General features: G+C 66.1%; 23 protein-coding genes. 5 read left to right on the forward strand and 18 right to left on the reverse strand.

What is annotated here, in order from left to right:
- Nucleotides 1–35: 35 nt before the first annotated feature.
- The 13 genes from PHA84_RS18735 to PHA84_RS18795 form a co-directional block, all read right to left on the reverse strand.
- Entirely contained in the window at nt 36–1424 is a 1389-nt protein-coding gene (locus PHA84_RS18735) for an NAD-binding protein (protein ID WP_270889664.1), read from the reverse strand.
- 246 nt (nt 1425–1670) lie between these two features.
- Nucleotides 1671–2177: a cupin domain-containing protein gene (locus PHA84_RS18740; protein WP_270889665.1), complete on the reverse strand. Its 507-nt coding sequence runs from the start codon at nt 2175–2177 to the stop codon at nt 1671–1673.
- 165 nt (nt 2178–2342) lie between these two features.
- Complete coding sequence (locus PHA84_RS18745; protein ID WP_270889666.1) at nt 2343–3239, reverse strand: class II fructose-bisphosphate aldolase; 897 nt, start codon at nt 3237–3239, stop codon at nt 2343–2345.
- Nucleotides 3236–4492 carry a four-carbon acid sugar kinase family protein gene (locus PHA84_RS18750; protein WP_270889667.1) on the reverse strand — a complete coding sequence of 419 codons (1257 nt, stop codon included), beginning with the start codon at nt 4490–4492 and terminating at the stop codon, nt 3236–3238. Before PHA84_RS18750 ends, PHA84_RS18745 begins: the two co-directional genes overlap by 4 nt.
- A gap of 55 nt (nt 4493–4547) precedes the next feature.
- The gene (locus PHA84_RS18755; protein WP_270889668.1) at nt 4548–5231 is read right to left on the reverse strand and encodes an aspartate/glutamate racemase family protein; all 684 of its coding nucleotides are present in this window, start codon (nt 5229–5231) and stop codon (nt 4548–4550) included.
- A 676-nt stretch (nt 5232–5907) separates the two neighbouring features.
- Nucleotides 5908–6681, reverse strand: coding sequence for an SDR family NAD(P)-dependent oxidoreductase (locus tag PHA84_RS18760; RefSeq protein ID WP_270889669.1), 774 nt, complete (start codon nt 6679–6681; stop codon nt 5908–5910).
- A 169-nt stretch (nt 6682–6850) separates the two neighbouring features.
- The gene (locus tag PHA84_RS18765; RefSeq protein ID WP_270889670.1) at nt 6851–9370 is read right to left on the reverse strand and encodes an ATP-binding cassette domain-containing protein; all 2520 of its coding nucleotides are present in this window, start codon (nt 9368–9370) and stop codon (nt 6851–6853) included.
- 88 nt (nt 9371–9458) lie between these two features.
- Nucleotides 9459–10736 carry a substrate-binding domain-containing protein gene (locus PHA84_RS18770; protein ID WP_270889671.1) on the reverse strand — a complete coding sequence of 426 codons (1278 nt, stop codon included), beginning with the start codon at nt 10734–10736 and terminating at the stop codon, nt 9459–9461.
- Nucleotides 10737–10828: 92 nt separating this feature from the next.
- Complete coding sequence (locus PHA84_RS18775) at nt 10829–11872, reverse strand: ABC transporter permease (protein ID WP_270889672.1); 1044 nt, start codon at nt 11870–11872, stop codon at nt 10829–10831.
- 356 nt (nt 11873–12228) lie between these two features.
- On the reverse strand, nt 12229–13242 hold the full coding sequence (locus tag PHA84_RS18780) for a ketopantoate reductase family protein (protein WP_270889673.1): 1014 nt from the start codon (nt 13240–13242) through the stop codon (nt 12229–12231).
- Nucleotides 13239–14033 carry an HpcH/HpaI aldolase family protein gene (locus PHA84_RS18785; RefSeq protein ID WP_270889674.1) on the reverse strand — a complete coding sequence of 265 codons (795 nt, stop codon included), beginning with the start codon at nt 14031–14033 and terminating at the stop codon, nt 13239–13241. Before PHA84_RS18785 ends, PHA84_RS18780 begins: the two co-directional genes overlap by 4 nt.
- Before the next feature lie 33 nt (nt 14034–14066).
- Entirely contained in the window at nt 14067–15518 is a 1452-nt protein-coding gene (locus tag PHA84_RS18790) for an aldehyde dehydrogenase family protein (RefSeq protein WP_270889675.1), read from the reverse strand.
- Nucleotides 15519–15550: 32 nt separating this feature from the next.
- A complete protein-coding gene (locus tag PHA84_RS18795) occupies nt 15551–16405 on the reverse strand; it encodes an SDR family NAD(P)-dependent oxidoreductase (protein ID WP_270889676.1) in 855 nt (284 codons plus the stop codon).
- 418 nt (nt 16406–16823) lie between these two features.
- On the opposite strand from PHA84_RS18795, the gene PHA84_RS18800 reads away from it, so the two are divergent.
- The 5 genes from PHA84_RS18800 (at nt 16824) to PHA84_RS18820 (ending at nt 21850) form a co-directional block, all read left to right on the forward strand.
- Nucleotides 16824–17015, forward strand: coding sequence for a hypothetical protein (locus tag PHA84_RS18800; RefSeq protein WP_270889677.1), 192 nt, complete (start codon nt 16824–16826; stop codon nt 17013–17015).
- Entirely contained in the window at nt 17012–18043 is a 1032-nt protein-coding gene (locus tag PHA84_RS18805) for a zinc-dependent alcohol dehydrogenase family protein (protein WP_270889678.1), read from the forward strand. Before PHA84_RS18800 ends, PHA84_RS18805 begins: the two co-directional genes overlap by 4 nt.
- Before the next feature lie 30 nt (nt 18044–18073).
- Nucleotides 18074–19573, forward strand: a complete 1500-nt coding sequence (locus PHA84_RS18810) for an aldehyde dehydrogenase family protein (protein ID WP_270889679.1) — start codon at nt 18074–18076, stop codon at nt 19571–19573.
- 75 nt (nt 19574–19648) lie between these two features.
- Complete coding sequence (locus PHA84_RS18815; RefSeq protein ID WP_270889680.1) at nt 19649–20449, forward strand: IclR family transcriptional regulator; 801 nt, start codon at nt 19649–19651, stop codon at nt 20447–20449.
- Nucleotides 20450–20620: 171 nt separating this feature from the next.
- Nucleotides 20621–21850: an IS256 family transposase gene (locus PHA84_RS18820; protein ID WP_270889681.1), complete on the forward strand. Its 1230-nt coding sequence runs from the start codon at nt 20621–20623 to the stop codon at nt 21848–21850.
- A gap of 153 nt (nt 21851–22003) precedes the next feature.
- Here the strand turns inward: PHA84_RS18820 and PHA84_RS18825 are convergent, their stop codons facing one another.
- From PHA84_RS18825 to PHA84_RS18845, 5 genes are all read right to left on the reverse strand, one after another.
- Nucleotides 22004–22459, reverse strand: coding sequence for a hypothetical protein (locus PHA84_RS18825; protein WP_270889682.1), 456 nt, complete (start codon nt 22457–22459; stop codon nt 22004–22006).
- 237 nt (nt 22460–22696) lie between these two features.
- Nucleotides 22697–24079, reverse strand: coding sequence for an MmgE/PrpD family protein (locus tag PHA84_RS18830; protein WP_270889683.1), 1383 nt, complete (start codon nt 24077–24079; stop codon nt 22697–22699).
- On the reverse strand, nt 24079–24501 hold the full coding sequence (locus PHA84_RS18835; RefSeq protein ID WP_270889684.1) for a nuclear transport factor 2 family protein: 423 nt from the start codon (nt 24499–24501) through the stop codon (nt 24079–24081). Before PHA84_RS18835 ends, PHA84_RS18830 begins: the two co-directional genes overlap by 1 nt.
- 112 nt (nt 24502–24613) lie before the next feature.
- Nucleotides 24614–25063, reverse strand: coding sequence for a cupin domain-containing protein (locus tag PHA84_RS18840; protein ID WP_270889685.1), 450 nt, complete (start codon nt 25061–25063; stop codon nt 24614–24616).
- A gap of 154 nt (nt 25064–25217) precedes the next feature.
- The gene (locus PHA84_RS18845; protein ID WP_270889686.1) at nt 25218–26009 is read right to left on the reverse strand and encodes a hypothetical protein; all 792 of its coding nucleotides are present in this window, start codon (nt 26007–26009) and stop codon (nt 25218–25220) included.
- Nucleotides 26010–26031: the final 22 nt, after the last annotated feature.

Raw genomic sequence — 26031 nt, forward strand, 5'->3', positions numbered from 1 at the left:
CGGGCACGAGCGTGAGCCACCCGTTCATTGTTTGGTCAGCCATGGGCGGCACCGAACCGAGCGACGTGGTCACCCATGTGGTGACACTCGTCCTGGTGAGTGACCTCGAACGACTCGAGGCGACCGTCGTCCAAGAGCACATGAACGGCGTCATCGTCCGCGACGACCATTCGAGGATGGTGACCCAGGACGCTGCTCATCACAAACGTGGCCGCAATCTTGGTCACGTCCCGCACGACCCCCAGGCGCAGCAGCGACCGCGTCTCAGCCACGGCCTCCTGCTCACCAGCGCGCAACACGATTCGAGACGACGGTGACACCGCCGATGCCGCGACTGCCACCGCCACGTTATCCAAGTCGTCCGAACCTACCGCCGCAAGGGCAATGCTGCCGTCAAGGCGGACTCGTTCCAGCAGAAGGCGAACACTGCCGTCACCGATGACCACCGGCACCCCCAGCCTGCGCGCCACAGCCACATGCGACGCGTGCGGTTGACGCTCCACCCCGACGACCGGAACACCCTGAGCCTTCAACGCGACGCACAACCGCAGTCCCACCTGACCGATGCCTACCACCACCACATGGTTCTTGCGAGGAAGGGACCGCGGGCCCAGCAGGTGCACGAATCGCGGCTCCAGAAGCCTGTCGACCAGGCCCGCGGTGAACAGGGCCGTCAGCACCACCGTCGCCAGCATCGCCACCGCCGAGAACGTCCCGTACACACCTCCCACGTCGACAGGTCCTGGACCCACCGTCGCCACGACCCGCGCCGCGTCGACGAACGATTCCAACGGGCCGTGGCCGGCCACCAGCAGCCATGCCCAGTCGGCCAGCAGGATGAAGACCAGGCCCAGCAGACCCACCAGCAGAAGACGGGTGCCCGGGTCGTGATGTCGAGGGTTCAGCTGCAAACCCGCAGGAACCCGTCTCCACCGTCGACCTGGCAACGGTCGGCGTATCTCCACCGGCTGCCCCGTGCCCGGGTTCCGGACCAAGTCCACGCACTCGTCACCGTCGACGGACCGAGCCATCAGGTCCCCACCCATGCACGCCCCGATGAGGCTCGGCACCGACAGCGACGCCGGGGAGATGACCACCGCCTGCGGCAGCATCACCCGCAGCTGCTCCGCCATGGTTCGGTCGAACACTGACACGGTCAACGGCAGGTCGGGGCGAAGGTGCGCCAACGCCAGCGCGTACCGCAGCGCGGCAACGTCGTCGTGCAGCAGGACCGCCGCAGAGCGGACACCACCGACGGTATCGGCCAGCTCCGCGTCGCCGGGACCGTCCAAGTGAACGACCGGTGTCTTCAGCGTGCCGGCAAGAGTGGCGCACACCTTGCGCGCTACTGGGCCGGCACCGATGACGAGGACCGGCTCGCCTACCGCGCCTGAGGGGCCGGCCACCTGCGCGTCGACGGCCATGGGATGCCGCTAGCAGTCGTCCGACAGGTACGGGTCGCACGTCAGACAGCGAATCTCCCCGCACCCGACACAGGAGACCATGGCGTCCCCGCAATGGCATGCGCTCCCTCTACTGCCCGTAACTGGCTCGGCTGGGGACAGGGTCTGCAGTGGCGGCCGGGACCATTGACCTGCGGCGGCGGGAACCGCCACCGACTGCGTAGCACTGAGCACCATCATTTCTCCCCTGTCCTGCGCGCGAACAAGTCAGCGGACCACGCTGATGTGAACGGCCAACACCGTGCACGGCGCATCGGAACGGTTGCGCCACGCGTGCCAGGTACCCCTGTGGACGACTGTGTCGCCCGCCTTCGCGAGCGTCTCCCCCGTTTCCACGAGGCACCACACTTCGCCCGAGAGCACCGTCACGATGTCCACCGTGTCGGTCTGGTGCATCCCCGGAAGGGACCGCGCATTCTTCGCGGGCGATGGCGACGCCGGCGCCGCCGTGTCGTCAACACCTGCCTGCTCGAGCGCTTGGCCGTACCCGCCCTCGTAGTCCCATTCACTGTCCGGCGGAAACGTGCTGATGTCGCAGTAGTAGCCCGCCGGCGGTGGCGGAATCGTCGCCGCATCCGTCACCGCATTCTCCGCCATCACCGGCGTAGGCACCGTGTCGGCACCCCAGATGATGTTGCGAGTGAAAGCCTCGGTCGCCAGCCGCGTCTCGCTCAGCCCGTCAGACACAATCGTCGACCGCCCCTGCTCGTCCACCCCCACCACGACACGGCGGGCCCGAGCCTCAAGGTGTTCTCCAGCCATGGTCATGGTCCTTTCAACTGTTGGACTCGGTACTGCCGGGTGGGTCGACCGTCCCAGACCAAAAGATCTGACGCAGCCTCTCCCGGGGCCATTCGGTTTGACGACGAGCGGTGTGCGTCAACGCTGGGACGATCCTCGTGACGGCTCACCCGAGACGGTCCGCAGCGCAGAGGTCCCTGACAGCAGCTGCCCGACCGACGTGGTGAAGTCGCGTGTGGCCTGAGCCTGGGCACCGGTCAGCGCCCAAACGTCATCCCCGGCCGCACGCGCCGGCGCGAGCCCAGCCGCAAGCGCGTCGAGAACCACACCCCGCAGCTCAGTGTTGATGTTGACCTTGCCAATGCCGGCCGAGCCGGCACGCGCCAAGTCCTCCCGCGGAAGCCCGGACGCGCCGTGCAGAACCAAAGGCACCGACGACGCCGCCCTGATCCGCTCCAACCTGTCCCGGTCGATGAGCGGTTCACCCCGGTACCGACCGTGCACGTTGCCGACGGCAACCGCCAACAGGTCGCACCCCGACAGCGCAACGAAATCGCCAACGTCATCCGGGTCGGTCATGCCAAGGACGCTGGGGTCGGCCTCGACGGAGCGGTCCTCGTTCCCGGCGATGCTGCCCAGCTCAGCCTCGACGGTGACATCAGGTCCGCAAAGGTCACGCGCAGCATGAACGAATGCGGAGTTATCACGCAACGGCTTCGACGAACCATCAGCCAAGACCGCGTCAACACCCGCCTTCACGGCCACGTCGATCAGCCGCAGGTCGGTGGTGTGGTCAAGCTGCACCACCACGTCGACCTCCGCAGCGTCGGCAATCGCACACAAAGCGCGAATCGTCCGCACTCCCTCCGTCGAGCCAGCGACAGCGGGCGGGACGAGCAGAACCACGGGAAACCCGGCGGCCTCAGCGGCCTCGACCACGGACACGGCAGTCGACGCCCCGTAGCAGGTGATGGCAGGAACGGCAGCGCCCTGGGCCAGCAACTGTCGAGCGACATCGTGCAGCAAGGACCTCATCGAACAGCCACACGGACGCCCAACGCGTCGAGAACGCGCGTGAGCGTGTCAGGGCCACCAACGTTCCCGGGCACGACGACGTACAGAACCTGACGGCCCGTCCGGTCCTCCAGTTGCCACACGGACACCCCGGGCAGAACCTGCCCCAGGACCAACGCGGACGTGGCACCGATACCGGTCCGGGCCACCTCGGCCGAGGTGATACCTCCCTTGGCCACGACCACATCGACTTGCGGAAGCAGGTCGGCAACCGCAGTCGTCAGCGCCGTCATGACCCGTTCGCCGTGGTCGAGAGTGTTGTGCTCTGCAGACCGCACACGCTCCGTCGCCAGAAGAACGACCGGTGCCTGGGCAAACGCTGCGCGAGCCGAGTCGGCCGCGACGGCACCTTCCGCGGCAGCATCCAGCAGCGCTGTTGCGGTGTCGACGAGGACTGGGGAGCCCCACGCTTCCGCAATCGGTGCCAGCTGCGCACTCGCCCCCAGCGTGTGCGAACCACACACCAGCAAGGCGCGCACGGGCCGCTCAACGAGTGGTACCGGCAGCAGTCCACGGCTGGTAACGCCAGCGAGTTCAGCAGCCAACGGGGCAGCGCATCGCACCACAACACGGCGACCATGACCAGCCACCGCATTGACCGCGTCGGCCACAGCACGAACATCATCCTCATTCACCACATCGGGCAACACGACGCTGCCCGCCGGCGCATCCACCAGCACCTGGAGCACGCCTCCGGCGCGGACCTCGTCAAGCGCGACAGACACCGCGGAACGACCCGACTTCTGCGCGACGTAGTCAACCAGGACGCCCGTGGCGAAGCCGAACACCGGGTCCTGGGCATACTCGCTCTGGTCAGCGGGCAACTCCTCATCACCGACACGGACGAAGTGCACCCCGCCGCGAGTGGTGCGCCCCCCCGCCGGGAACGCCGGGACGAACAGCAGGACTGCGTCGTCGTCCATGAACACCGAGGACTCGGCGAACACATGCCCGCGCAACGTGGAGTCACCGCGAAGCACGAAACGGACCTGCTCCCCCAGTTCCTGGGCCGCCCCCTCACCGTCGGCCCTGATCTTGGCGACCAACGCCACAGCCGCGTCCTGGGACAGCGCGCGGCTGTTCGTCTGCACATACACCGAGTCGGCCGCCCGTAGCGCGTCCGCGAGCATGTCGACGTCCGTCTCGAAAAGGACCGACACCCCAGTCGCTGACTGCGTACCGGTGGGGTCGTCGTCCAGGACGATGGTCTTCATGAAGCGCTTCCTTGTCGAATGTCTCGGTGCGGCGTGCGCCTGACGACGCAGGCCGTCAGGCTCGGACGGGCAACTCCGCGAACCGCTCGGCGAGGAACTCCACCCCCAGGCGCGGGCTCGTCAGGACGGTCAGCCCGGTCTCCTTTGCCAGCACGTCCGCGAGCCGCGACATCGACGCCTGCGCCAGCACAATCAGGTCCACCGACTTCGCCAGGTCCGCGGCCTGCCCGACAACCAGCGCGTCATGCCCGGCACGGTCACCGGCCATCAGCACGTCGAACGCACCTTCGCACAGCCGCTTCTCGATGGTGACGGCACGACCGGTCTCGTCCGCCTTCGACTGAATCAGATCTGACGTCGGCCCCAGCGTCGTCGCCACCGTTGCCAGAACCCCGATGCGGGTTCCCTCGGCGGCGGCACGAATCGCCATCGCTTCGTCGATCTTCACGACCGGGGTGGTCACGTGACGGGCCGCCACGTCCAGGGCAGGACCAAGAGAGGAACACGCGGAGAAGATGATGTCGGCACCCGCGGCCTCCGCAGCCTGCGCCAGGTGCGTCATCCGCTCCGCACTCTTGACGGAGATTCCCTGCTCGCGCACCACGGTGGCCAGGACATCGGAATCGACGAAGTGAATGACCTCCGCATCCGGAATGAGCTCCTCAATGAGGTTGTTGATGGCGGGCTCAACCGAAACGAACACGAAACTCGTGTGCAGGATGGCGATCTTCTTGGTCACGAGAACCTCTTCCTCGGGTGGATGCGGCAGCGAGAGCGTGACCAGCCATGCCGATTACGGCTGGGACGCACGGCCGGGCGGCCCGACCAGCGGGGCTTCGCTTCCATACTGTGCTGTGAACGATATCCCGCAGTATGGGATCAAGTCAATGGTCTCAATGCACGAACACGCCTTACCCGACGCCAGCACCGCGTTCGCCGAGCAGTCCTGGCACAAGCCAACGTCATCGCACCAGCTCGGCCACGACACTGAGATCGAGCCACGCCTTGGTCCTCCAATCGCTGGCGGTCGGAGGTCATCGCCGTACTCTTAGGACCCGTGCGTCGCCAGCCTGCCCGGGTCTCCCGAATGGTCGCCTGCTCTGGGTTGAGCGCATGGGGCCGCGCTACAGGCGGATTGTCGGGAGGTCGAAGAAGCGCCCTCGAAGGTCCTCAACGACACCCACGTCATCCGCGGCGCCTCCGTCGGCGGGCTTCCCTTCCTCGACCGAGGTCGCCCGCACGAGGGGCGCCAAGCGCGTTCTGGTTAAGGGCCGATCCGACAAGTCAGCGCACAGCCCCGGGGCCACACCTCAGACGTGCCTGTGTCGGTTGGTCTGAGTCATGCCATGCGTGAATGGCAGCGGGGACGGGGCGAGCGGTATCGCACCGCCCCCGCGAGCTTGGGGGAGTTCCGACTAGACGGTCTGGCCGCCGTCGGCCACCATGGCGTGCCCGGTGACGAACGAGGCTGCGTCCGAGCACAGCCACAAAACCGTGGCGGCAATCTCCTCGGGTCGGCCCAGGCGACCAATCGGCTCCTGCGCCACCATACGTGCGTATCCCTCTTCGGTGCCGCCGGAGAACCGCTCGATCATGGCAGTGTCGATGATTCCCGGGCAGACGGCGTTGATGCGGATGCCCTGATCTGCGTAGTCCAGCGCGGCGTCCTTGGTCACTCCGATGACCCCGAACTTCGAGGCCGCGTAAGCGCCGCCGTTACCGAAGCCTCTTAGGCCCGCCCCAGAGGACGTGTTCACGATGGCACCGCCTCCACGGGCGAGCAGCAGGGGAATCTCGTGCTTCATGGACAGGAACACTCCGCGCAGGTTCACCGCCAGGATGCGGTCCCATGTGTCCTCGTCCAACTGGTGAAGGGCAGCGCCGGGCTGCTCAACGCCAGCGTTGTTGAACGCGACGTCGAGGCCACCGAGCTCAGCCACGACGGTGTCCAGGGCCGACTTGACCTGGTCGGAGTCGCGCACGTCCAAAGTCAGTGCAACAACCCGGGCTCCGGCGGCCTCGACCAGTGCGGCGGTCTCTTTCAGGGCCTCCTCGGAGAGGTCGGCCACCGCGACGTCTGCGCCAGCCTGGGCGAATGCAACGGCGGTGGCTCGACCTATGCCGCCGCCCGCACCCGTGACGAAGGCGACCTTTCCCTTGTAGAACCCGTTCTCACCTGAATCGGTCATCCTTGTACTCCTTCTGAATGGTTGGTCGCGCCCAGCGTGGTGCCAGTTGAGCCGAACGCGAGGGGCGAGTCGTCACTGGAACGTGCGTCCCGGACGGTCGTGCCACTGTCCGGCGCGGCCGCGTGGTGGTCGCCAGCACCACCACCTCGCGCACCTGATCTGAGGGTGATCATGGCCTCCGCAGGGCTCGCAGACGGGCCTTGTCCAGCCCGGCGTACGCGGCGATGGCCACGAGGAGCACGACCCCGTTCAGGATCTGCGCCCATGCGGGCTGGATGCCCAGCAGCGGCACGGCGTTGTTGATGAGGGACAGGAACAGCGCCCCGAGCAGCGCCCCGACGAACGACCCGCGTCCGCCCGTCATCACGGCACCGCCGAGGAACACTGCGGCGAACGTGGGCAGCGCGTAGGTGGAACCCACACCGTTTGAGCCCGCACCCGCCTGGCTCGCGAGGACGACCCCGCCCACCACGGCACCCAGGACCGAGACGAACAAGGCGCCGGTCCGGATCCGGTTGACACGCCACCCAACTCGCAGGGCCGAGTCCGAACGGAGCCCCGTGGCTCGCAGGGCGAGGCCGCGCCGGCTCTTGTACAGCCACCACTCGAGGACCACAGCCAGCACGGTGACCAGGATGAACGTGGTCGGAATGAACGCGATGCCCTGGGCGAACATGGTGTTCAGTTGAGGCGCGATGATTCCGCCGTACTCCGGCCGCAGCCAGATCGCGACACCCTGGACGACGCCCAGGGAGGCCACGGTGGCGACGATGGGCGTGACCTTCAGGGTTTCAATCAGTACGGAGTTGAAGGCCCCGACGGCCACGACCGCTGCCGCCAACGCGACGAAGGACTTCAGGAGGGAGCTGGGCGACATGTCCGGAAGGGTGAAGGACAGGATGACGACCGTCAGGCTCATGACGGACCCGATGGATATGTCAAAGAGTCCTGAGATGAGGTTGTACTGCTGCGCCAGGGCAACGAAGGCCAGTGGCAGCGTGAGGATCAGCCAGCTGCTGAGGTTGAACGTGCTCCAGAAGACGGGGGTCCGGCTTCCTGTGTAGAGAGCCAGCGCTGCGATGAGGATGAGCAGGACGATGATGGGCGTGTGCACGGCCAATCGGTCGAACCATCGCAGGCCGGCATTCTCGCGGAGGGAGACCTGCGTTTCGGACACGTCGGTCGCGGCCACGAAGCTGCGGACGATCTGGCCTTCCGACTCGGGCTTGACGATCTCTTCGACGACGACCCCGCGTGACATGACGTACACGCGGTCGCACAGACCGGCCAACTCGGAGGAGTCCGAGGAGTTGACCAGGACTCCGACCCCGGCCTGCGCCGCACTTGTCAGGGTCGCGTAGATGTCCAGGCGAGCTCGTGCGTCGACGCCTTGGGTGGGCTCGTCGACGATGAGCACTTCGGGCGTCCGAAGCCACGGCCGGGCCAGGACGACCTTCTGCTGGTTACCGCCGGACAGGCCCTCGACAGGCATGTACGGGGAGGCTGCGACGATGTTCAGCCGTTTGCTTGCCCCTCGGTAGGCGGGCAGCAGCCGTTTGGTCAGGGAGGTTCCGTATGGCCCTGATTCTTCGCCGAGCTGGCTCGTGGCGTTGTCCAGGACCGATGCGCCGGGGAAGATGGACTCCTTGACGCGGTCGCCGCTCTGGAAGCTGATTCCGGACTTCAACGCGCTGGAGGGGGAGACTCTGGACAGGGTTTTTCCTTCAACCGCGACGGAGCCCCCGGACAGGTCCATCCCGATGATTCCGCGAAGGAGCTGGCGCTGACCGTTTCCCTCGGCACCGGCGATACCGACGATCTCACCTGAGCCCACGGTGAGGGAAACTGGGCCGAATCCCTGCCCCTCCAGTCCCTTCAGTTCCAGACGGGTAGCGGGCTCGGTCGGCAGGGTCCTGTCGGGAAACTCCAGCGAGGTGGGGGCGCCCACCATCAGTTCGACGATCTCTTCCACGGCCCAGTCGGAGTGCGCGTAGGTCCCTTGGATCTGCCCGTCGCGGATCACCGTCAGGCGGTCGGCGAGCCGGCGCACCTCCGCCAGCCGGTGGCTCACGTAGACGATGGCGGTGCCGTCGTCGCGGGCCTGTCGGATGATCTCCTCCAGCTTCTCCGCCAGCTTCATGTCAAGTGCGGCCGTGGGCTCGTCAAGCATCAGCACCTTTGGCCGGTGAGCCATGGCACGAGCCACCTCGAGCAGCTGGCGAGCGCCTGGACCCAACGCGGCTACGAGGTCCGTCTGGCGGAACGGGAGGTCGAAACGGCCGAGGTAACGGATCAGATCTGGTGGTTTGGCTTCGCCGATTGCGTTGAAGGACAGAGCGATGTTGTCCGCGACGGTCAGCTCGTTCACCAGGGACGTGTCCTGGTAGGCGGTGATCAGGCCTAGGCGTCGGGAGCGTTGCACGCCACCACGGCCAAGCTCTTCACCTCCGATGACGATCCGACCTTCGTCGATGTCGTACACGCCGGAGGCGGCTTTGATCATGGTTGACTTCCCCGAGCCGTTTTCTCCGACGAGGGCGTGTACTTCGCCCTCCATGCAGTCGAAGTTTACGCTGTCTAGCGCGCGCACGCCTGGGAAGGACTTGGTTACTCCGATGACCTCGAGCGCGGTGGTGCTTGAACGCTGTTGGGTCGGTGCGGTGTCCTCGAGAACGGCCGTGGTGTCCATGCTGCTGCTTCCTAGGTGCTGTCCGGGGTCTCCCGAGCCGAGTCGCCTGCCTGACCCGGCTGGGGAACCGCCGATCGGATGAGTGGGGTCAGCCCTGAGCGGAGAGGATCCACTGCTCCTGGGTGGGCGTGAAGTAGGTCGGGATGGGCGCGTTCGCCGGCATGGCCGGGTCGTAGTTGGCAAGCAGGTCTTCGAGGGAAGCGGCACCGGTCGGCATCTTGAAGGGCTCGACCTTCTTGCCGGTCTTGAGCGCGATGCCGTAGTCGACGCCCACGCGGGGGAACCATGACCGGCCGGTGGAGATGTACGCCCTCACGTCGATGCCCTTCTTCTTGGCATCCTTGACGGCTGCGAGCAGGGAGTAGTTCTCGGCGTCGGACCCGACAACTGGAGGCTTCTTGCCGGCCTTGACGTACGGGGAGATGAAGTCCTGCAGGGTGTAGTCGTAGGCGATGAAGTTGGGGTTCTTCCCTGAGGCGTACAGGGCGTTGCCCTGCTGAGCCATGCCCTGTTCGGTCCACTGGGTGAAGCCCTGGATGGCCTTCTTCCAGCCGGCGGCGTCGAGCTTCTTGGTCAGGCAGGGCTGCCAGACCGCGGCGCTGCCATTGCCCGGGACGCCGGTGTACAGGCCGTAGGTGCCCCCGGTCGGGAAGTCCTTGATCAGCTTCTCAGCGGTGAGTTCCTGGGGTGTGCACAGGTCCTCGCTTGCCTGGCCGGCGAGCTGCTTGACGACCTGGTCGGGCAGTGGCGAGCCCACCTGGATGATGGCCACGTTCGCGTTCTTGGCGGCCTGCACGGCGGGAAGGACGGCCGCGCCGTAGACGGTGTTGATGATGATGATGTCAACCCGCTGAGCGATCATGCTGTTGATGTTGGCGAGCAGCTTCGGGACGTCCTCGCCGAGGTTGTACACGATCTTGCCAACCTCGGGGGACTGGACGGCCTGCGCGGTCGTCTCAGCTCGCGAGGTCTGGCGCCACGGGTTGATTCCGTCCCACGCGAGCCCAACCGTGAGCTTGCCGCCGTTACCCGTGTCGCAGGACGTCGCCTTGAGGCACTCCTGCACCTTGGCCCACTGCTTGTCGGTCAACGGGGTCGCCACCTTGTTCATGGCCGATTGAAGGACCGGGTTGAGGCTGTCGTACTTCAGGTCCTTGTCGAGGAAGCCGTGTTCGAGGGCGGTCTGGCGCGCTTCGGCCGACGCCTCTGGCACCTTGAAGTTCCCTCCAGCGGTTCCTCCGGAGGCGGAGCCGGAGGAACCGCCTCCGGTGGTGCTGGCGCATGCGCCGAGCAGGAGCATGGCGGCGCACGCGACGGCGAATCGCCCGGAGTGCCGTCCCAAGCGACGTGCGGAGTTGGTTGACATGGGGTTACCTTTCGAGGGCTAGGGCGTGGTGCGCTGGCGCATCAAGCCCGGTGTTTTGTCTGAGTTCGTTCTTGCGGCGGCCATGCGACCGCTCAGGGGGTGGGTCGGCGTGGCCGCAGCTTGTTGAAGCGGGCTGCCCCGTACTGGCTCACGGTGATGGCAGCGACGGCGACTGCGAGGACGAGTCCTTGGATGACGACTCGTTGGCCCGCGTCCATTCCCTTGATGGAGAGCACCTGGTCCAGCAGGACCAGGAAGACGCACGAGCCGATGACGCTTGCGACGCTGGCCGGGCCTCCGGTGAAGAGCACTCCCGCGACGCCGGCCACCGTGATGGCGAGCAGCTGGTAGCTGGCGCCTGACAACACATCGGGGGAACTGATGTAGCCGGCGAGCATCACGCCGGCTATGCCGTACAGGACCCCCGCGAGCGTGAAGGCGCTCAGGTGAACGAGCTTGACCCGGATGCCCAGCATTTCCGCGGCCCGCGGGTTGGAGCCGGCCAGAGCGATGGACTTTCCCGCGCGGGTCTTGTTCAGGACGTAGGCCAGAACGGCTCCGGTGATGACGGCCAGGATGAACACGGCGTTGATGCTCCCGACCTGGGCCTGAGCGATGTCCACGAGCGGCTGCGGCGTCCGGGCGCTGGCCGACAGGGCCACCCCGGTCCAGAGCTGGATGAGGCCGGTGATGGCACCGACGGTTGCCAGGGTCACGATCAAGGCGTTGAGCCGCAGAATGACGATGAGCACGCCGTTGATGAGGCTCAGCACGGCGCACACGACGAGTGCCAGGAGCGCCAAGAGCCACACGTTCGTGCCGGAGTCTGCATAGTGCACGACGATGCCCGCCGCGACGGAGACGATGGCAGAGATCGACAGGTCGATCGCGCCGGTCGTCACGATGAGCACCTGACCGAAGGACGCGAGGGCGAGAACGCCGGCCAGTGCCGTCACCAGGGTGATCGAGTCACCACTGAGGGCGTGGGGGGCAACGACAGCGGCGCCCAGGATGACCAGGAGCAGTGCGGCCCAGGATGCCCGATAGCGGGCCGGCCAGCGGTATTTCAGGTCGGTCAGGCGCTGATCGCCGCGCGAGTTCGTAGCGCGATCGGCCGCGATGGGGTCGGCAGTCATGGTTCAGGTCCTCCAGCTTCCGTCGGGTTCGACGTTGCGCGGAGGACTGGCCGGGGCCGGTGTTTTGTAATGCAAGGTGACCGACCCCCTTGTCGTCCGCTGAGTAAAGTATTCCCATACTATGGGACTCCGTCAATAGTCCAGCGGACGCATTTTTCGGTGATCTGGACCCGCTGCTGTTGCCATCGCCCCAGAACCGCAGGGCCGGCTCGGGTGGTGCCCTTTGCGCCGTGGATGCTTCCGAGGAGGTGGTCGTGTCCGCCGCCGCGGTCTTTGGGGCCCTTTTGGGGGCTGAGACGATGCCGTGAATCACTTGGCCGGACCTCGTGCCATTGCGAGCCCGCCCAAGCCGAGTGCTAGGCGGCGGTGTCCTTGTAGAGCCCGGCGGCGCGGGCTCGTTGCGTGGCCAGCTCGGTCATGAGGCCCAAGGTGGGCGTGGGGACACCGACCATGGCGGCGAGGTCAAGGGGGACGCGGAACAGCGCGTCAATCTCCATCGGTCGAGCCGCATGCAGGTCTTGGACAATGCTCTGGAGGTGCACCGACCGTGCGAGTCTGGCCAGACCCTGCCCTGGGTCGCCTGGGTCGCAGCCGAGTGCGCGTGCAATCGCTTCACCCTCGCGGCCCATGACGGCGGCGGCGGCGGCGATGGACGCGTGCTGGAGCGTCTCCTTCATTGGCGAACCGCTCAGGACTCCCAGTGCCCCCCCGATGAGATTCATGGACAGCTTCGCCCAGATGGCGCTGCGGATGTCGGAGGCGACAGTAACGTCGAGACCGCTGGGGCTGAGCAGTGATGCGAGGTTGTCGAGTCGCTTGTCTGGCAGGCCGTCCGGGCGCCCGAGCAGGAGGCGGTTGGTGGGGTTCTCAGCCCGAACGACGCCCGGGGCCAGCACTGTGCAGGCGGTGTAAGCGACGGCGCCGACGGCACGCTGCGGACCGATGCTGTTCCACAGTCCATCTCCCGGATCCAGCCGGGGGAGGCGAGTTCCTTCGAGCGGGCCGCCGTGGCCGTGGAAGTACCACCAGGGGATACCGTTGCCGACGAACACGACGAGGCTGTCCTGGTGGAGCAGTGGCGCAAGGCTTTCGGCGATGCCTGGTAGCGCTGGGGCTTTGACCGTGACGAAGACGATGTCCTGGGGTGGGATGTCGCTGGCGTGATCCGTGGCGAAGGGGTGCGAGACCAGGACCCCGTCGCGGGTTTCGACCCTGAGTCCGTGCTCGCGGATTGCGTGAAGCTGTGCGCCCCGGACGATGAGGGACACCTCGCTGCCTTGTGCAGCGAGTCGTCCGGCGAGGTGGCCCCCGACGGCTCCCGCCCCGTAGACGCAGATTGTGGGCGGACGCGTTTCGTCGTTGAGCGTCACGAGTCGAACTGCCGCCGTTTCTCGGTGGCGGCGGCCAACAGGAACGAGATGTCGTTGCCGGTGGAGACGTACTGTGCGCCGAGCTGCAGGTACTTGCGGATGAGGTCGGGTCGCCCGCCGAGCCCGCCGATGCCGACCGCTTTCCCGTGGGTGCGGCAGACGTCCAGGACGTGCAGGTAGGCCTTGTCGATGCCGGGGTCGTCCATCTGTCCGGCCACGCCCAGTTCGACGCTGAGGTCGTTTGCGCCGACGAGGAGCATGTCCACACCGGGTACGGCGGCGATCTCGTCGGCTGCGGCGAGGCCCGTTTGGGACTCGATCATGGCGACCACCATGGAGGCGTCGTCCAGCTCGCGGACCGTTTGCGCAGGAGGCAGCGGTCGATAGTGAAGCTGGGTGGCTGCTCCCGCTAGGGAGCGTTTACCGAGCGGGGCGTGTTTCGCCGCGTCTACGGCAGCTCTGGCCTCGTCGGCGGACTCCACGCCGGGCAGGATCACCCCCATGGCGCCGATGTCCATGACCCGGCCGATGAGGGCCGCGTCGAGTCCGGGCACCCGAACCAGGGGTGTTACTCCTAGGTGGTTGCACGCCATGCAGATCTGGCTGAGCGCGTCCAGGGGGAAGCCGCTGTGCTCGAGGTCGATGTACACGGAGTCGAAGCCTGCGGTGTATGCGATGGAGGCTATGTCGATGGACCGCACCAGTCGCACGGTCATCGAGTAGACCGGTTGCCCCGCGGCCAGCTTCTCCTTGGCGTAGTTGCGCAGCAGGGGCGCGGTGTCGTTGCTCATAGTGTCCGTTCTTCCTCGGTGACTACGGCGGCGTCAGCTGAACGTGGCCGGCAGTGCCTGCGCCTGCTCGTCGAACCCGTACACAGACTTGACCTCGAGGTACTCCTCGAACCCGAAGCGGCCCATGGAGCGGCCGACGCCTGACTGCTTGTACCCGCCCATCGGGGAGTAGGAGTCGGTGGCGGCACCGTTGAAGCTGATGCGTCCGGCGCGAAGGGCATTCACGACGGTGCGTGCCTGGTCGTGGTCTGTGCCGAAAACGTACCCGCCGAGGCCGTACAGGGAGTCGTTGGCGATGCGGATGGCGTCGTCGGTGTCGCTGTATCCGATGACGGCCAGGACGGGTCCGAACACCTCTTCACTGGCGATGGTCATGTCGGGGGTGACGTCGGTGAAGACGGTGGGCTTGATGAAGTAGCCGCGGTCCAGACCGTCGGGTTGTTCAGTTCCGCCGGTGACGAGGCGGGCTCCTTCGTCGATGCCGCTCTGGATGAGGTTGCGGATGGACTTGGCTTGGGCCTCGCTGACAACTGGGCCCATGGTGGTGGTGGCGTCGAGCGGGTCGCCGAGGCGGAACCGGTTTGCTTCGTCGACGAGGTACTTGGTCACGGCGTCCACCTGGCTGTGGTGGACGAGCATGCGGGTGGGGGCGTGGCAGGACTGCCCGGCGTTGAAGAAGGCGCGTTGGATGTTCCAGCGCGCTGCGCGCTCGAGGTCGGCGTCCGGGAGGACGACGTTGGCTGACTTGCCGCCGAGCTCCAGGCACAGCCGCTTTACGGTTTCTGCGGCGGCGGCGCTGACTTGCCGGCCGGCGGTGGTGGACCCGGTGAACGACATCATGTCGACGTCGGCGCTTCGGGACAGGGCGTCGCCGACGTCGCGGCCGCTGCCGTTGACGAGGTTGAACACTCCTGCCGGGACCTGGGCCTCGTGCATGACCTGGGCAAGGAGGGCGCCGCTGGCGGCGGAGTTCACGCTGGGCTTGGCGACGACGGTGCATCCGGCGGCGAGGGCGTAGATGGCCTTGATGACGCCGGTCTGGATGGGCCAGTTCCACGGGGAGATGAGCCCGCAGACCCCGATGGGTTCGCGGCGCACGATGGCTGACCCGATGCGGGACTCGAATGGGTAGTCGCGCAGGACCTGCTGCGCCACCCGCATGTGCTGTGCTGGTCCGGTGACTTGGGCCCGGTTGCTGACCGGGATGCCGACTTCATGGGCGATGAGCTCGGAGAACTCCTCAAGGTGGGTCTCGTAGGCGCGCACGATGCGGTCGATGAGGGCGATGCGGTCGTCGACGGAGTAGGTGGAGAACGTGTCGAACGCGCGTCGGGCCGCGGCGACGGCGAGGTCCGCGTCGGCCGCCCCGCCCACGGCGACAGTGGCGAACGGTTCCTCCCGGGTGGGGTCGACGAGCTCGGTGTGGCGCGGCTGGAGGGGTTCGACCCAGTCGCCATCGATGTACAGGTGCGGGTACTGCTTCATGGGTGGCTCTCCTGGGGCTGCCTGTCGTTCGCCTACTGGGGTGTCTGTGAGTCGGGTGCTGTCAGCTGCTGTGCGTGTAGCCGCCGTCGCACGCGATCGTCTGGGCCGGTGATGAACTCCGAGGCCGGCGTAGCCAGGAACAACATGATTCCGACCAGGTCTGTGGGGACCATGCCCCGGGGGATGCACTGCGAAGAGGCGGCGCGCTCGCGCACCTCTGCCGTCGGGTTGACGGCGCGGTCGACCTCGGTGGCGACGCTGCCGGGTCGCACGCAGTTGACGGCAATCCCGTAGGGGCCTAGCTCGCGTGCGAGGGAGTTCGTCATCCCGATGACTGCGGACTTGGACGTCACGTAGTGCAGGTAGTTGACGCTGCCGCGGGGGACGGCGTCGGAGGACACATTGATGATGCGGCCGAAACCGGCTGCGCGCATGTGGCGGGCGACAGCTCGGGCGCACAGGTACGTCCCGGTGACGTTGACTCGCAGGACCTGCTCCCATTCGGGGAGTGGGATCTCGTCGAAGGGCCCCTTGTTGAGCGTCGCGAAGATCGAGGCGTTGTTGATGAGCACATCAACGCGTCCCCATCGTTCGACGACGGCGTCGACCATTGCGGTGACCGAGGGCTCGTCGCCGACGTCGACCTGGAGGGCATGCCCGACGCCACCGGCTCCATGGATCTCTTTGGTCACCGTCTCGGCCTTGGCTAGGTCCAGGTCGGCCACGACGGCTATGGCTCCGGCAGCCGCGTACTGTCGGGCCAGCTCTCGACCGATTCCTTGGCCTGCGCCGGTGACGATGACCACCCGGTCCTGCACGCTGAAGTCGCGGGCTGAAGCCGGAACGCCCGAGTCATGAGGGGTGTGGGTCGAAGGTGGCGTCGTCATTGTCGTTCCTCGAGGCGTCGCACGGTCAGGGGCACGCACACCTCTCCATGGAGGTCGCTTGATGCGTGATGTGGCTGCGGCAGGTGAGCCATCCGCTGCGTCGCTGAACATATCCCATTTAATGAGATCTTGTCAATCATTTCTGGGCTGTTCCAGGCGGATCGACGGTCGGGGATGCCCGACGCCGACCGTCGAGTGTTCACGTCAGGAAGCATTGCAAATATCCCATAGTTTAGGATATCGTGCACCTGAGGTGGGGTGCAGCGACGGCCCTGTCACCGGCGATTCCGACGTCTGTGCGAGGAGCGATGGTAGGTCCAGCGGCGCAGGCACGTCGGTGGTCGTTGAGCGGCTGCTGCCCCAACGTGAAGGCCGAACATCGAAGCAAAGGTGCTGAGACTATGACTGGGCGCGGCTCATGAGCAGGATGCGTTTTTCTCTCGGCTCGGTCACCGGTGGATCGTTCTTCGGTCGTCTCCTGATCGCCGTTGGTCTTGACGGCGCGATCGTCCGCATGGACGACACGTTCACACCCGAGGCCGCGGCGATGGTCTATGACGCGGTCTCGTGCCGGCGCCAGTCCAGGGTCTCGTGGGAAGGTTCATCATGAAGGCCGTGTACTTCCTGGGCGAAGGCAAACTCGAGATCCGCGAGCAGCCAGACCCGGTACCTGGACCAGATGAGGTGCTCGTCCGGCTGAAAGCTTCCGGCATGTGCGGCAGCGATCTGCACCACTTGCATGGCCCCGCGCGTACCGGGTCGGAACTGGTCATCGAGGGTCACGAACCCTGCGGCGTCGTCGAGTCCGTCGGGTCCGCCGTGCGCCCCAGCGAGGCTGCCCCAAGCGATCGGGTCATGGTGCACCACTACGACGGCTGCCGAACGTGCACTCACTGTCGCGCGGGGTGGACCCAATACTGCGCGAACGGGCGCCGGGTCTTCGGCGGGTTGAACGCAGACGGGGGGCACGCGAACTTCATCCGGGTTCCGGCCCACACGCTCATCAAGCTGCCCGACTCGTTGTCGTTCAAGACCGGCGCTGCCATCTCCTGCGGCACGGGTACGGCGTTCGGGGCCATCAAGCGAGTCGGACTGTCCGCCGACGACACCGTCGCCGTCTTCGGTCAGGGGCCAGTTGGGCTGAGTGTCACCCTGCTGGCCAAGGCTTTCGGAGCGCGCGTCATCGCGATCGACGTTGAGGACTCGCGACTCGCCATGGCTGAGAAGTTCGGAGCCGACCACCTCCTGAACGGCCGCGAGCAAGACGTCGTGGCTGCCGTCCGCGCCTTGACGCGTGACGGGGACGGGGCGGACAAGGCCATCGAATGCAGCGGCAGCGCATTGGCGCGCCGCCAGTCGATCGAGGCGGTCCGTCCGTGGGGAACGGCCTGCATGGTGGGCGTGTCCCCTGGTCCCGTCGAGGTGGACAGCGATGAGCTCATCGCCCACCACAAGACCGTCCTGGGCTCGCTGACGTTCGGCAAGAACGAACAGCAGGCGTGCGCTGCTTTCGTGGCGGAGCGAGGTTTGGACGTGGAGTCACTCTTCACGAACGAGTTCCGGCTGGATGAGGCGGAGCAGGCATACGAGTTGTTCGACCAACGCAAGATAGGCAAGGGCGTCTTCGTCTTCGACTGAGACGGCGTCTGCCTCAGTGAGAGGAAAGCAGTGACCACGACCCAACAGAGTTTCGCTCCTGATGAGCAGGCGCAGCAGTTCCTGTCCCGCGAAGTGCACCACCTCTTCGTTGACGGCGAACTGGTCCCCGCGTCGTCGGGGCAGACCATGACCACAGTCAACCCGTCCTCCGGGCAAGTTCTCGCGACTTTGGCTGCCGGCGAAAGCACTGACGTCGACCGCGCTGTCAGCGCTGCACGTCGGGCGTTCACGGGGCCCTGGAGCAGGTGGACTCCGTACGAGCGGCAGGCTCTGCTGACCCGCATCGCAGCCGTGTTGGACGAGCGGTTCGAAGAGCTCGTCGAGATCGAGGCTTTGGACATGGGCGCGCCCGTGTCGCGGCTGCGGAACAGCAAATCCGCGCTGATGAAGATGTTGGCGTTCTTCGCCGGTCAAGCCACCAACATCACCGGTGAGACATTGCCGAATGGCATCCCCGGGAACGTGGCCACGATGACCCTGAGAGCGCCGGTCGGGGTCATCGGCGGCATCATCCCGTGGAACGGTCCGCTGGGGGGTCAGTTCTGGATCATCGGTGCGGTCCTCGCCAGCGGATGCACGACGGTTCTGAAGCCGGCTGAGGACGCCTCGTTGTCGGTTCTGCGGGTGGCTGAGATTCTGCATGAGGTCGGTGTCCCGGCAGGGGTGGTCAATGTCGTGACCGGCACTGGCGCTGTGGCGGGCAACGCCCTGGCGGCGCATCCGGACGTCGACCGCATCGCCTTCACCGGGTCGACCGAGACGGGCAGGCGCATCATCGAGGCGTCAAAGGTGAACATCAAGAAGCTTCAGCTCGAGCTGGGTGGCAAGTCCGCCGACATCGTCTGCTCGTCGGCGGACCTGAATGCCGCGGTGCCCGGGGCGGCAATGGGTGTTTTCGCCAACTCGGGTCAGATCTGCTTCGCCGGGACGCGTGTGCTGGTCCAGCGGCCCATCGTCGACCAGTTCACCGAACGACTGCTGGAGTTCATGGAGACCCTCCGCGTCGGGCACAGCCTGGACGCGCAGGCGGCGCTCGGCCCGGTCATCTCCCAGCCGCAGCTGGACAAGGTGCTGTCGTACATCGACATCGGCCGGGATGAGGGCGCCGAGCTGCTGAGCGGTGGAGAACGCCTCGGCGGGGAGCTCGGAGACGGCTACTTCATGGCACCGAGCGTCTTCAGTGGGGTGACGAACCAGATGCGGATCGCCCGCGAGGAGATCTTCGGGCCGGTGCTGTCAATCCTGCCGTTCGACGACCTGGACGAGGCCATCGCCATCGCCAACGACAGCGACTTCGGGCTGGGTGGGGCCGTCTGGTCGCAGAACCTGTCGACCGCGATGCGGGTCGTTAACGGTGTGCACACGGGTACCATGTGGGTGAACTGCTACGGCTACATCGACCCGCTGGTCGGCTTTGGCGGCACCAAGCTGAGTGGGTATGGCGCCAAGGGCAGTGCTGCGCACATGGACACCTACCTGTACACGAAGTGCGTCTACATGCAGCTCTAGTGCCGTCTGACTATGCGCGAATAGGTCGCCACCGACAGTTGACAGTATCCCAAATAATGGGATATGTATGTGTGTATGACAGTGGTGGAAGAGGGCGCCAGCAGCCTGGCAAAGACGTTTCAGATCCTCGATCTGTTCACCGAGGCTGAGCCCGTGTGGTCGACGGCGGCAATCATTGACGCGTTGGACGCCACGAGGTCGACGGCGTATCGCTACATCAAGGCGCTGCACGACGCGGGTTTGCTCGCGTCGGTCCAGAATGGCTCCTACAGTCTTGGGCCCCGAATCATCGAGATGGACCTGAACCTTCGGTTGACCGACCCCTTGCTGCTGGCGAGCCATGGCGTGCTGGAGGACCTGGTGGAGCAGATCGGGCACTCCGCCCTCCTGTGTACCGCGTACAGGGACTCCGTGCTTTGCATCGGAGAGTTTCGTGCCCCAAACAGCCCCGCTAACCGCTTTACCCGAGGGCAGCGGCGTTCGTTGTTTCAGGGAGCGGTATCCAAGGTCATCCTGGCGTACCTTCCGCATTACAGGTTGAAGGCGATCTACCCGCGACAGGCCGGCGACATCGATGAGGCCGGGCTCGGCAGCACCTGGAAGGAGTTTCGGACCACCCTGGGTGACATCAAGAAGCGTGGTTACCACGTGACTCATGGCGAGTTCAATCCCGGTGTCATCGGCGTTGCCGCGCCTGTCCTAAGCAATCAGCGAACTGCTTTGGGCAGTGTCGGTGTCGCTTGGGCCGAGCATGAGCGTCAGGACATTCACCTGGAACGGGCCATCGAGGCGGTCAAGGATGCCGCAGCCACGATTTCGGGGCGGCTGATGCAGGAAGAGGCTGGACCGGGCGCGGCGACCGTTGCCGCCAGGTGAGCACCAGCTCATTGAGCGCCGCCGGCGAACCTTGCGCCGAGCATGCAGCGGCGTGAGCGTCCCGTGGAGTGGTGGGCTTTGGGGTGGATCGGCGGGGCTCCGTAGGTAAAGGGGCCATCGGCGAGATCTTCGGTGTGAACGGCCAAGCACACATCGAAGAGGAGTCCACCGATGGCCCTACCCCAGTCTGCCCTGTCCGAGTTGCTTGAAGCGTTCCGTGCCGGTGATGGCGTGGACCTGATCCGTGAGTCGGTTCGGGTCGCGTTGCAGGAGATGATCGAGCTCGAGACGACCGAACGGATCGGCGCGGCGCCCTATGAACGCACCGAGTCCCGCATCACCGAGCGCAACGGCCACCGCCCGCGGATGCTGACCACCAAGGCCGGGGACGTCGAGCTGCGGATCCCCAAGCTGCGCAAGGGATCCTTCCTGCCGGTGATCCTCGAGCCGCGGCGCCGCATCGACCAGGCGCTGTATGCGGTGGTGATGGAGGCCTACGTCCACGGTGTCTCGACCCGCGCCGTGGACGACCTGGTCGAGGCCATGGGCGCGGACGCCGGGATCTCCAAGTCCGAGGTCTCCCGGATCTGCGTCGGCATCGACGAGCAGGTCGGCGCATTCCGCACCCGGTCCCTGGAGCACACCGAGTTCCCCTACGTCTACCTCGACGCGACCTACCTCAACGTCCGCAACACCACCCGTCAGGTGGTCTCGATGGCGGTCGTGGTGGCCACCGGGATCGCCGCTGACGGCTCCCGGGAGGTGCTGGGGCTCGACGTCGGCGACAGCGAGGACGAGACGTTCTGGCGCGGCTTCCTTACCGCGCTCAAGCAGCGCGGCCTGCACGGGGTGAAGCTGGTGATCAGCGACCAGCACGCCGGGCTCGTCGCAGCGTTGAAGCGGTCCTTCCAAGGTGCCGGGCACCAACGCTGCCGGGTCCACTTCGTCCGCAATCTGCTGGCCCACGTTCCCAAGTCCCACGCCGACATGGTCGCGGCGGTGTTCCGCACCATCTTCGCCCAGCCCGACGCCGCGGCGGTCAGCGCCACCTGGGACGAGATCCGTGACCAGCTCGCCAAGTCCTTTCCCAAGATCGGACCGCTGATGGACGAGGCAAAGGCCGAGGTCACCGCCTTCACCCTCTTCCCGCGAGCTCATTGGCAGAAGATCTGGTCGACCAACCCCCTCGAGCGGGTCAACAAGGAGATCAAGCGCCGCTCCCGCGTGGTCGGGATCTTCCCTAACCCCGCCGCCGTGATCAGGCTCGTGGGAGCCGTCCTGGCCGACATGCACGACGAATGGCAAGCCGGCGACCGCCGCTACCTCTCCGAGGGATCCATGGCGCTGCTCTACCCCGACAGCGATACTGGTGACATCGCCGCGATCGACAGCGGCGCATAGGCACCGAGGATCAACCTCGAAGCCCACCACTCAGCGGGGCTCTGCCTGCAGCGGCCCCGTCAGTGCGACATCCAGGTCGCGGCCACGAACGATGAGCGTGCTGCGTCCGGCTAGGCGCGAATGAGGCGGTGTCGCCCCGGGTTGGCTGGCCAACTACCCGATCTGCAGCGCCTTCAGCAGGTGTGGATTGTTGGTCACGGCGGAGGACGACATGGCCGGCTCACCTGCTGCGACCCCGATTTGGTCGTCCCACTCAACCTCGAACAGCCATGGCCACGCTTCCGCCTCGTCGACGATCCGAGCCAACATGGCGGCCAGCTTGGGGAATTTGTCGAGCGGAACGGTCACGACGAGTACTTCGCGCCCGTCGACGTTCCATGTTGTGTCCAGGTCGAACGCTGCAGCAGCGACGTGGAAAATCGCGGCCTCGATCCAGTCGCCGCGTCCGCGTCCGCACCCGCTTCCCCACGCGTCGCACTGCCATGCGACCTCGGTTGCGGAAACTGCTTTGGCGCTGCTGTTCCAAAGCGAGTCCAGCCAGCATGCGGCGCCGAACACGTCACCTGCTGCAGCGACAGTCTGAGCTGGAATGACCTGTAAGTCGTTCATGGGTTTGCTCCTTGTTCGAGGCGGCGCCTGGCGCGCCACGCCAAAGGGACGGTTCTCGGGGAGCCAGATTGCGCATCCAGGGCGTCTGCGCTTGCTTGACTGATCAGCCCCGGCTCTGCGCGCTTGAGTTGCCGTCGCGCAGGGGAAGTGTTCTGCGCGGGCAGCATTGCCGAACAAGGCATGAGCGGTGCTGCAAGGGTCCGTGGCTCGCTTGGACCGACGACGGCTGCCAAGCCTTCAACCCAGGAGTTCGACCAGGTCCGCGCAGTTCTCCATGCTCTCGAGGTGTTGGGCCGCGTGCAGAGCTTGCCTGGTTCGTTGCGCCGAGGGCGGCGCAATGCTGACGCTGGCGCAGGCGGCGAACTTGCGCCCAAGGTCCTCCCAGGTCAACGGGCTCTCGGAGCTCCCGGGGATGTCATGCCCAGTCCGCGCATAGCGCTGTCCGTTGTGCAGGACGACCTCGACACGACCAGGTGGCAGGTCCAGCTCCCAGTTCAATGACGCATCTGGCTCAGGCATCACCTTGTGCGCCATGTCCAGCACTTCGGGCGAGCGCAGTCCGTCTAAGGAGAAGTCCGTGATGCCAACGCCCCTACGGACGGCTGCCACCGCGACAAGGAACGGCAGGCTGAACTTGGCGTCGACGATCGTTGCCGGCTGCCTGCGCGCGTCCAGGGGCTCACACATCAGCTGGTGGTAGTCGCCGACGTGGACACGCAATTGAGAAATGTCGATCGGGGCGATGTTGTGATCGACCATGAGACCGATGGTGGCGCTGATGTGGCTGTGCGCTGTTCCGACCGCAGGCCACATCTTGTACAGGGTCGTGGACCCTTGGAAGTCTTTGCCGAGGTCGGTCAGCATTGCGTCCCGGTCGTAGTTGCCTCCGAAGTATGTGGCGAAGACTCCGTACTCGCCTTCGAAGAGCCGGTCGACTCCGGTCACGCCCTTGTCGGCCATGAGCGTGGCGAGAACGGCGCCCTTGGCGGAGAAGCCGGCGTACAGGGCGCGCAGGTTGCTTCCCGTGCCGGCCACCACCTCCATGACTCCACTGGACTGCATGCTGGCGATGCCCAATGCGTGCTTCACCTGAGTCGCGGTCAGGTTGAGGATGCTGCTGGCGGCGGCAGTGGCGGCATACACTCCGAGGACGGTCGACAGGTTCCAGTCCTTGCGCCATCCGACGTTGCGTCGGAGCCGTGCGAAGACGTCCTGCCCGAGAGCCACTGCCGTGATGAGCTCCTTGCCTGTGACAGTGCCGCGGCGCTCGGCGACGGCCAGGACGGCCGGGACGATGGAGCTCGCACTGTGCTGTCCCCAAGGGGTCTGGTCATCGAAGTCGAGGCAGTGAGCCATGGCGCCGTTGGCGAATGCTGCAGCCAACGCGGGCACCCTGTCCCCGAACGCGAGAACGGTCGACTCCGGGCGCCCACCCGCTTCCAGGACCAGCTCGACGACTCCTTGGACGGCCGGTTCCATTCCGCTGGCGGCGAGGATGACCCCGACCGTGTCGAGGACGCTCTTCTTGGCTGCTTCGACGGCTGCGGCAGGCAGCTGGTCGTACGTGGTGGCTGCGATGTGGGCAGCGAGGTGCTCGACCAAGTCCGCGTCGGTGGTCATTACATGGCCGCGGTGGAACCGGCAGCGCCGTAGCGTTCGCGCGCAAGCGCGGCGTCAACGGGTGCGTTGTCCACGTAGATCCGCTGGTCGGTGAACTTGCCCTCGACGATGGTCAGGACCGTGCACGCGGGGATGGCTACCTGCTGCCCGTCGAACAGGTTCCAAAACCCGACGGACTCGTACACGACCACGCCGTTGTCGAGCTCCCAGAGGTTGACCAGGTCGTGATGCAACGACCGGACAGTGCCGAGGACAGTAGTCATTGTGTCGATGACGTTCTGCCGACCGGTGATGGTGGGGCTGTTGCCGAACGTGAGCGTCATATCGTCGGCGTAGTAGGAGCCGAACTTGGCTGGGTCGCCTGATTCCATGGCCGCGTAGTAGTCGGTGAGCAGGTCCGCAGCCGGCCGGTTCGTGGTCATGTTGAGCTCCTTGCGGACGGTCGGGGCGCGCGCCCGGTGTCAGGTCATGGTGTCGTGCTGGTCCTGCGGTTGGTGGGACGTCACGTGACGCCATCGCGGGAGCGTCCTAGTCTCACCTCGCGAGGGGAAAGGACGTGTACAGGAACGTGGCGTCCTCGTCGTGACGGTTCCGCAGGTCGTGCACGCTGGCCGGCAGGACGATGGTGTCGCCTGCGCCCAGGACCACGTCACCGTCCTCCAGGATGATGTCGAGCCGCCCACTCAGCATCGTGATGACGTGCATCGAGTCGTCGTAGTGAAGGTCAACCGGCCGGTCGGAGGGGGCTGGTGGCACGGTGAGCACCCTGACTACTCCCCCGGCCGGAGGCGCGGCCAGCCCCACAACCTCGTCGCGCGCGCCGTCGTCGTCGAGCCGCGCCGGGACCTCGGCCTGCCACCACACCTCCTCGATGGTGACACCGGTTGGCGGGTGCGCCAGCGCCATGTCGCGGGCGTCGCGCGCGACGCCTGACCGTCCCTCGGCGTCGACACCGACGACAACTCGCCTGTGGGACGAAACCATCGTTGGACTCCTTTACCGGCAGCCCACCCAGACCACACCGTCAGCCCAGGGGTGTCTCCCGAGTTTGCTGATGTGGTCAGGTGAAGGCAAGCCGCGGCTGTGGTGTGTGTTGAGCCAGCTGCTGAGTTGGTGGGGCAAGGCAGCTCCACGTCGGTCAGAACGTGTGCAGGACAGCCCGGAAGAACTCAGTCGGCTCCAGCGCTTCGATGGCTACGGTGCCCTCGTTCGGCAGGAACTCGTACCCCGTCTGCGGCCCATACTTGGAATCGTTGGCCGTTACCTGGCCGTCGATCTGGAACAGAATCTCGATCGAGGACTGCTCCCCGGCCTGGTACACCGCGCCGGCTTCCAGGCGCAGGAAGCCGATCTTGAGGTTGCGCTCGGTGAAGATGCCGACCCACTTCTCTTGGGCCCCGCCGTCGCCGACCGGCAGCCAGTCGAAAGCGTTCGGGTTCATCGCGATGACATCGGTGTACCGCGGCTCGGCGAACTCGAGCTTGCGCCCCATCGCCTTCTCGAAGATGGCCAGCGACCCGTCTGCCTCCTGCTCGACCCCGTTCTCGTCGACCCAGTGGTACAGACCCATTTTGAACTCACCCGTCTTGGCGAGCTCGGCGTTGACCGCTTCGCGCTGGGCGACACTGAGGTACCCCTGACCACTGGCGCCCCCACACTGCAGAACCATGGTGCGAAGACCCTCTTCGCGCTCCTGGGGGCCGTAGTGCACGCTTTCGGGGAAGTATGCGACCCAACCTTGGGGCAGGTAGTCGGTCTCTGAGTACGGCAACCTTCCCTCGATGACGTACCGGATCTGGTCGAAGTTGTGCCTGTGCCGCGGCGTGCGCCACCCACCACCGCCGGTGACGCCCAGATTCAGGTCGTAGTTGTTGGGCGAACCGTCCACCCCGAACAGCAAGTGCTTCTGGTCGAGCTTGCCCTCACGCATGCTCCCAACCGCTTCGCTGCCG

Origin of the sequence: Pedococcus sp. 5OH_020 (assembly GCF_027812955.1) — a bacterium.
Taxonomy (GTDB): Bacteria; Actinomycetota; Actinomycetes; order Actinomycetales; family Dermatophilaceae; genus Pedococcus.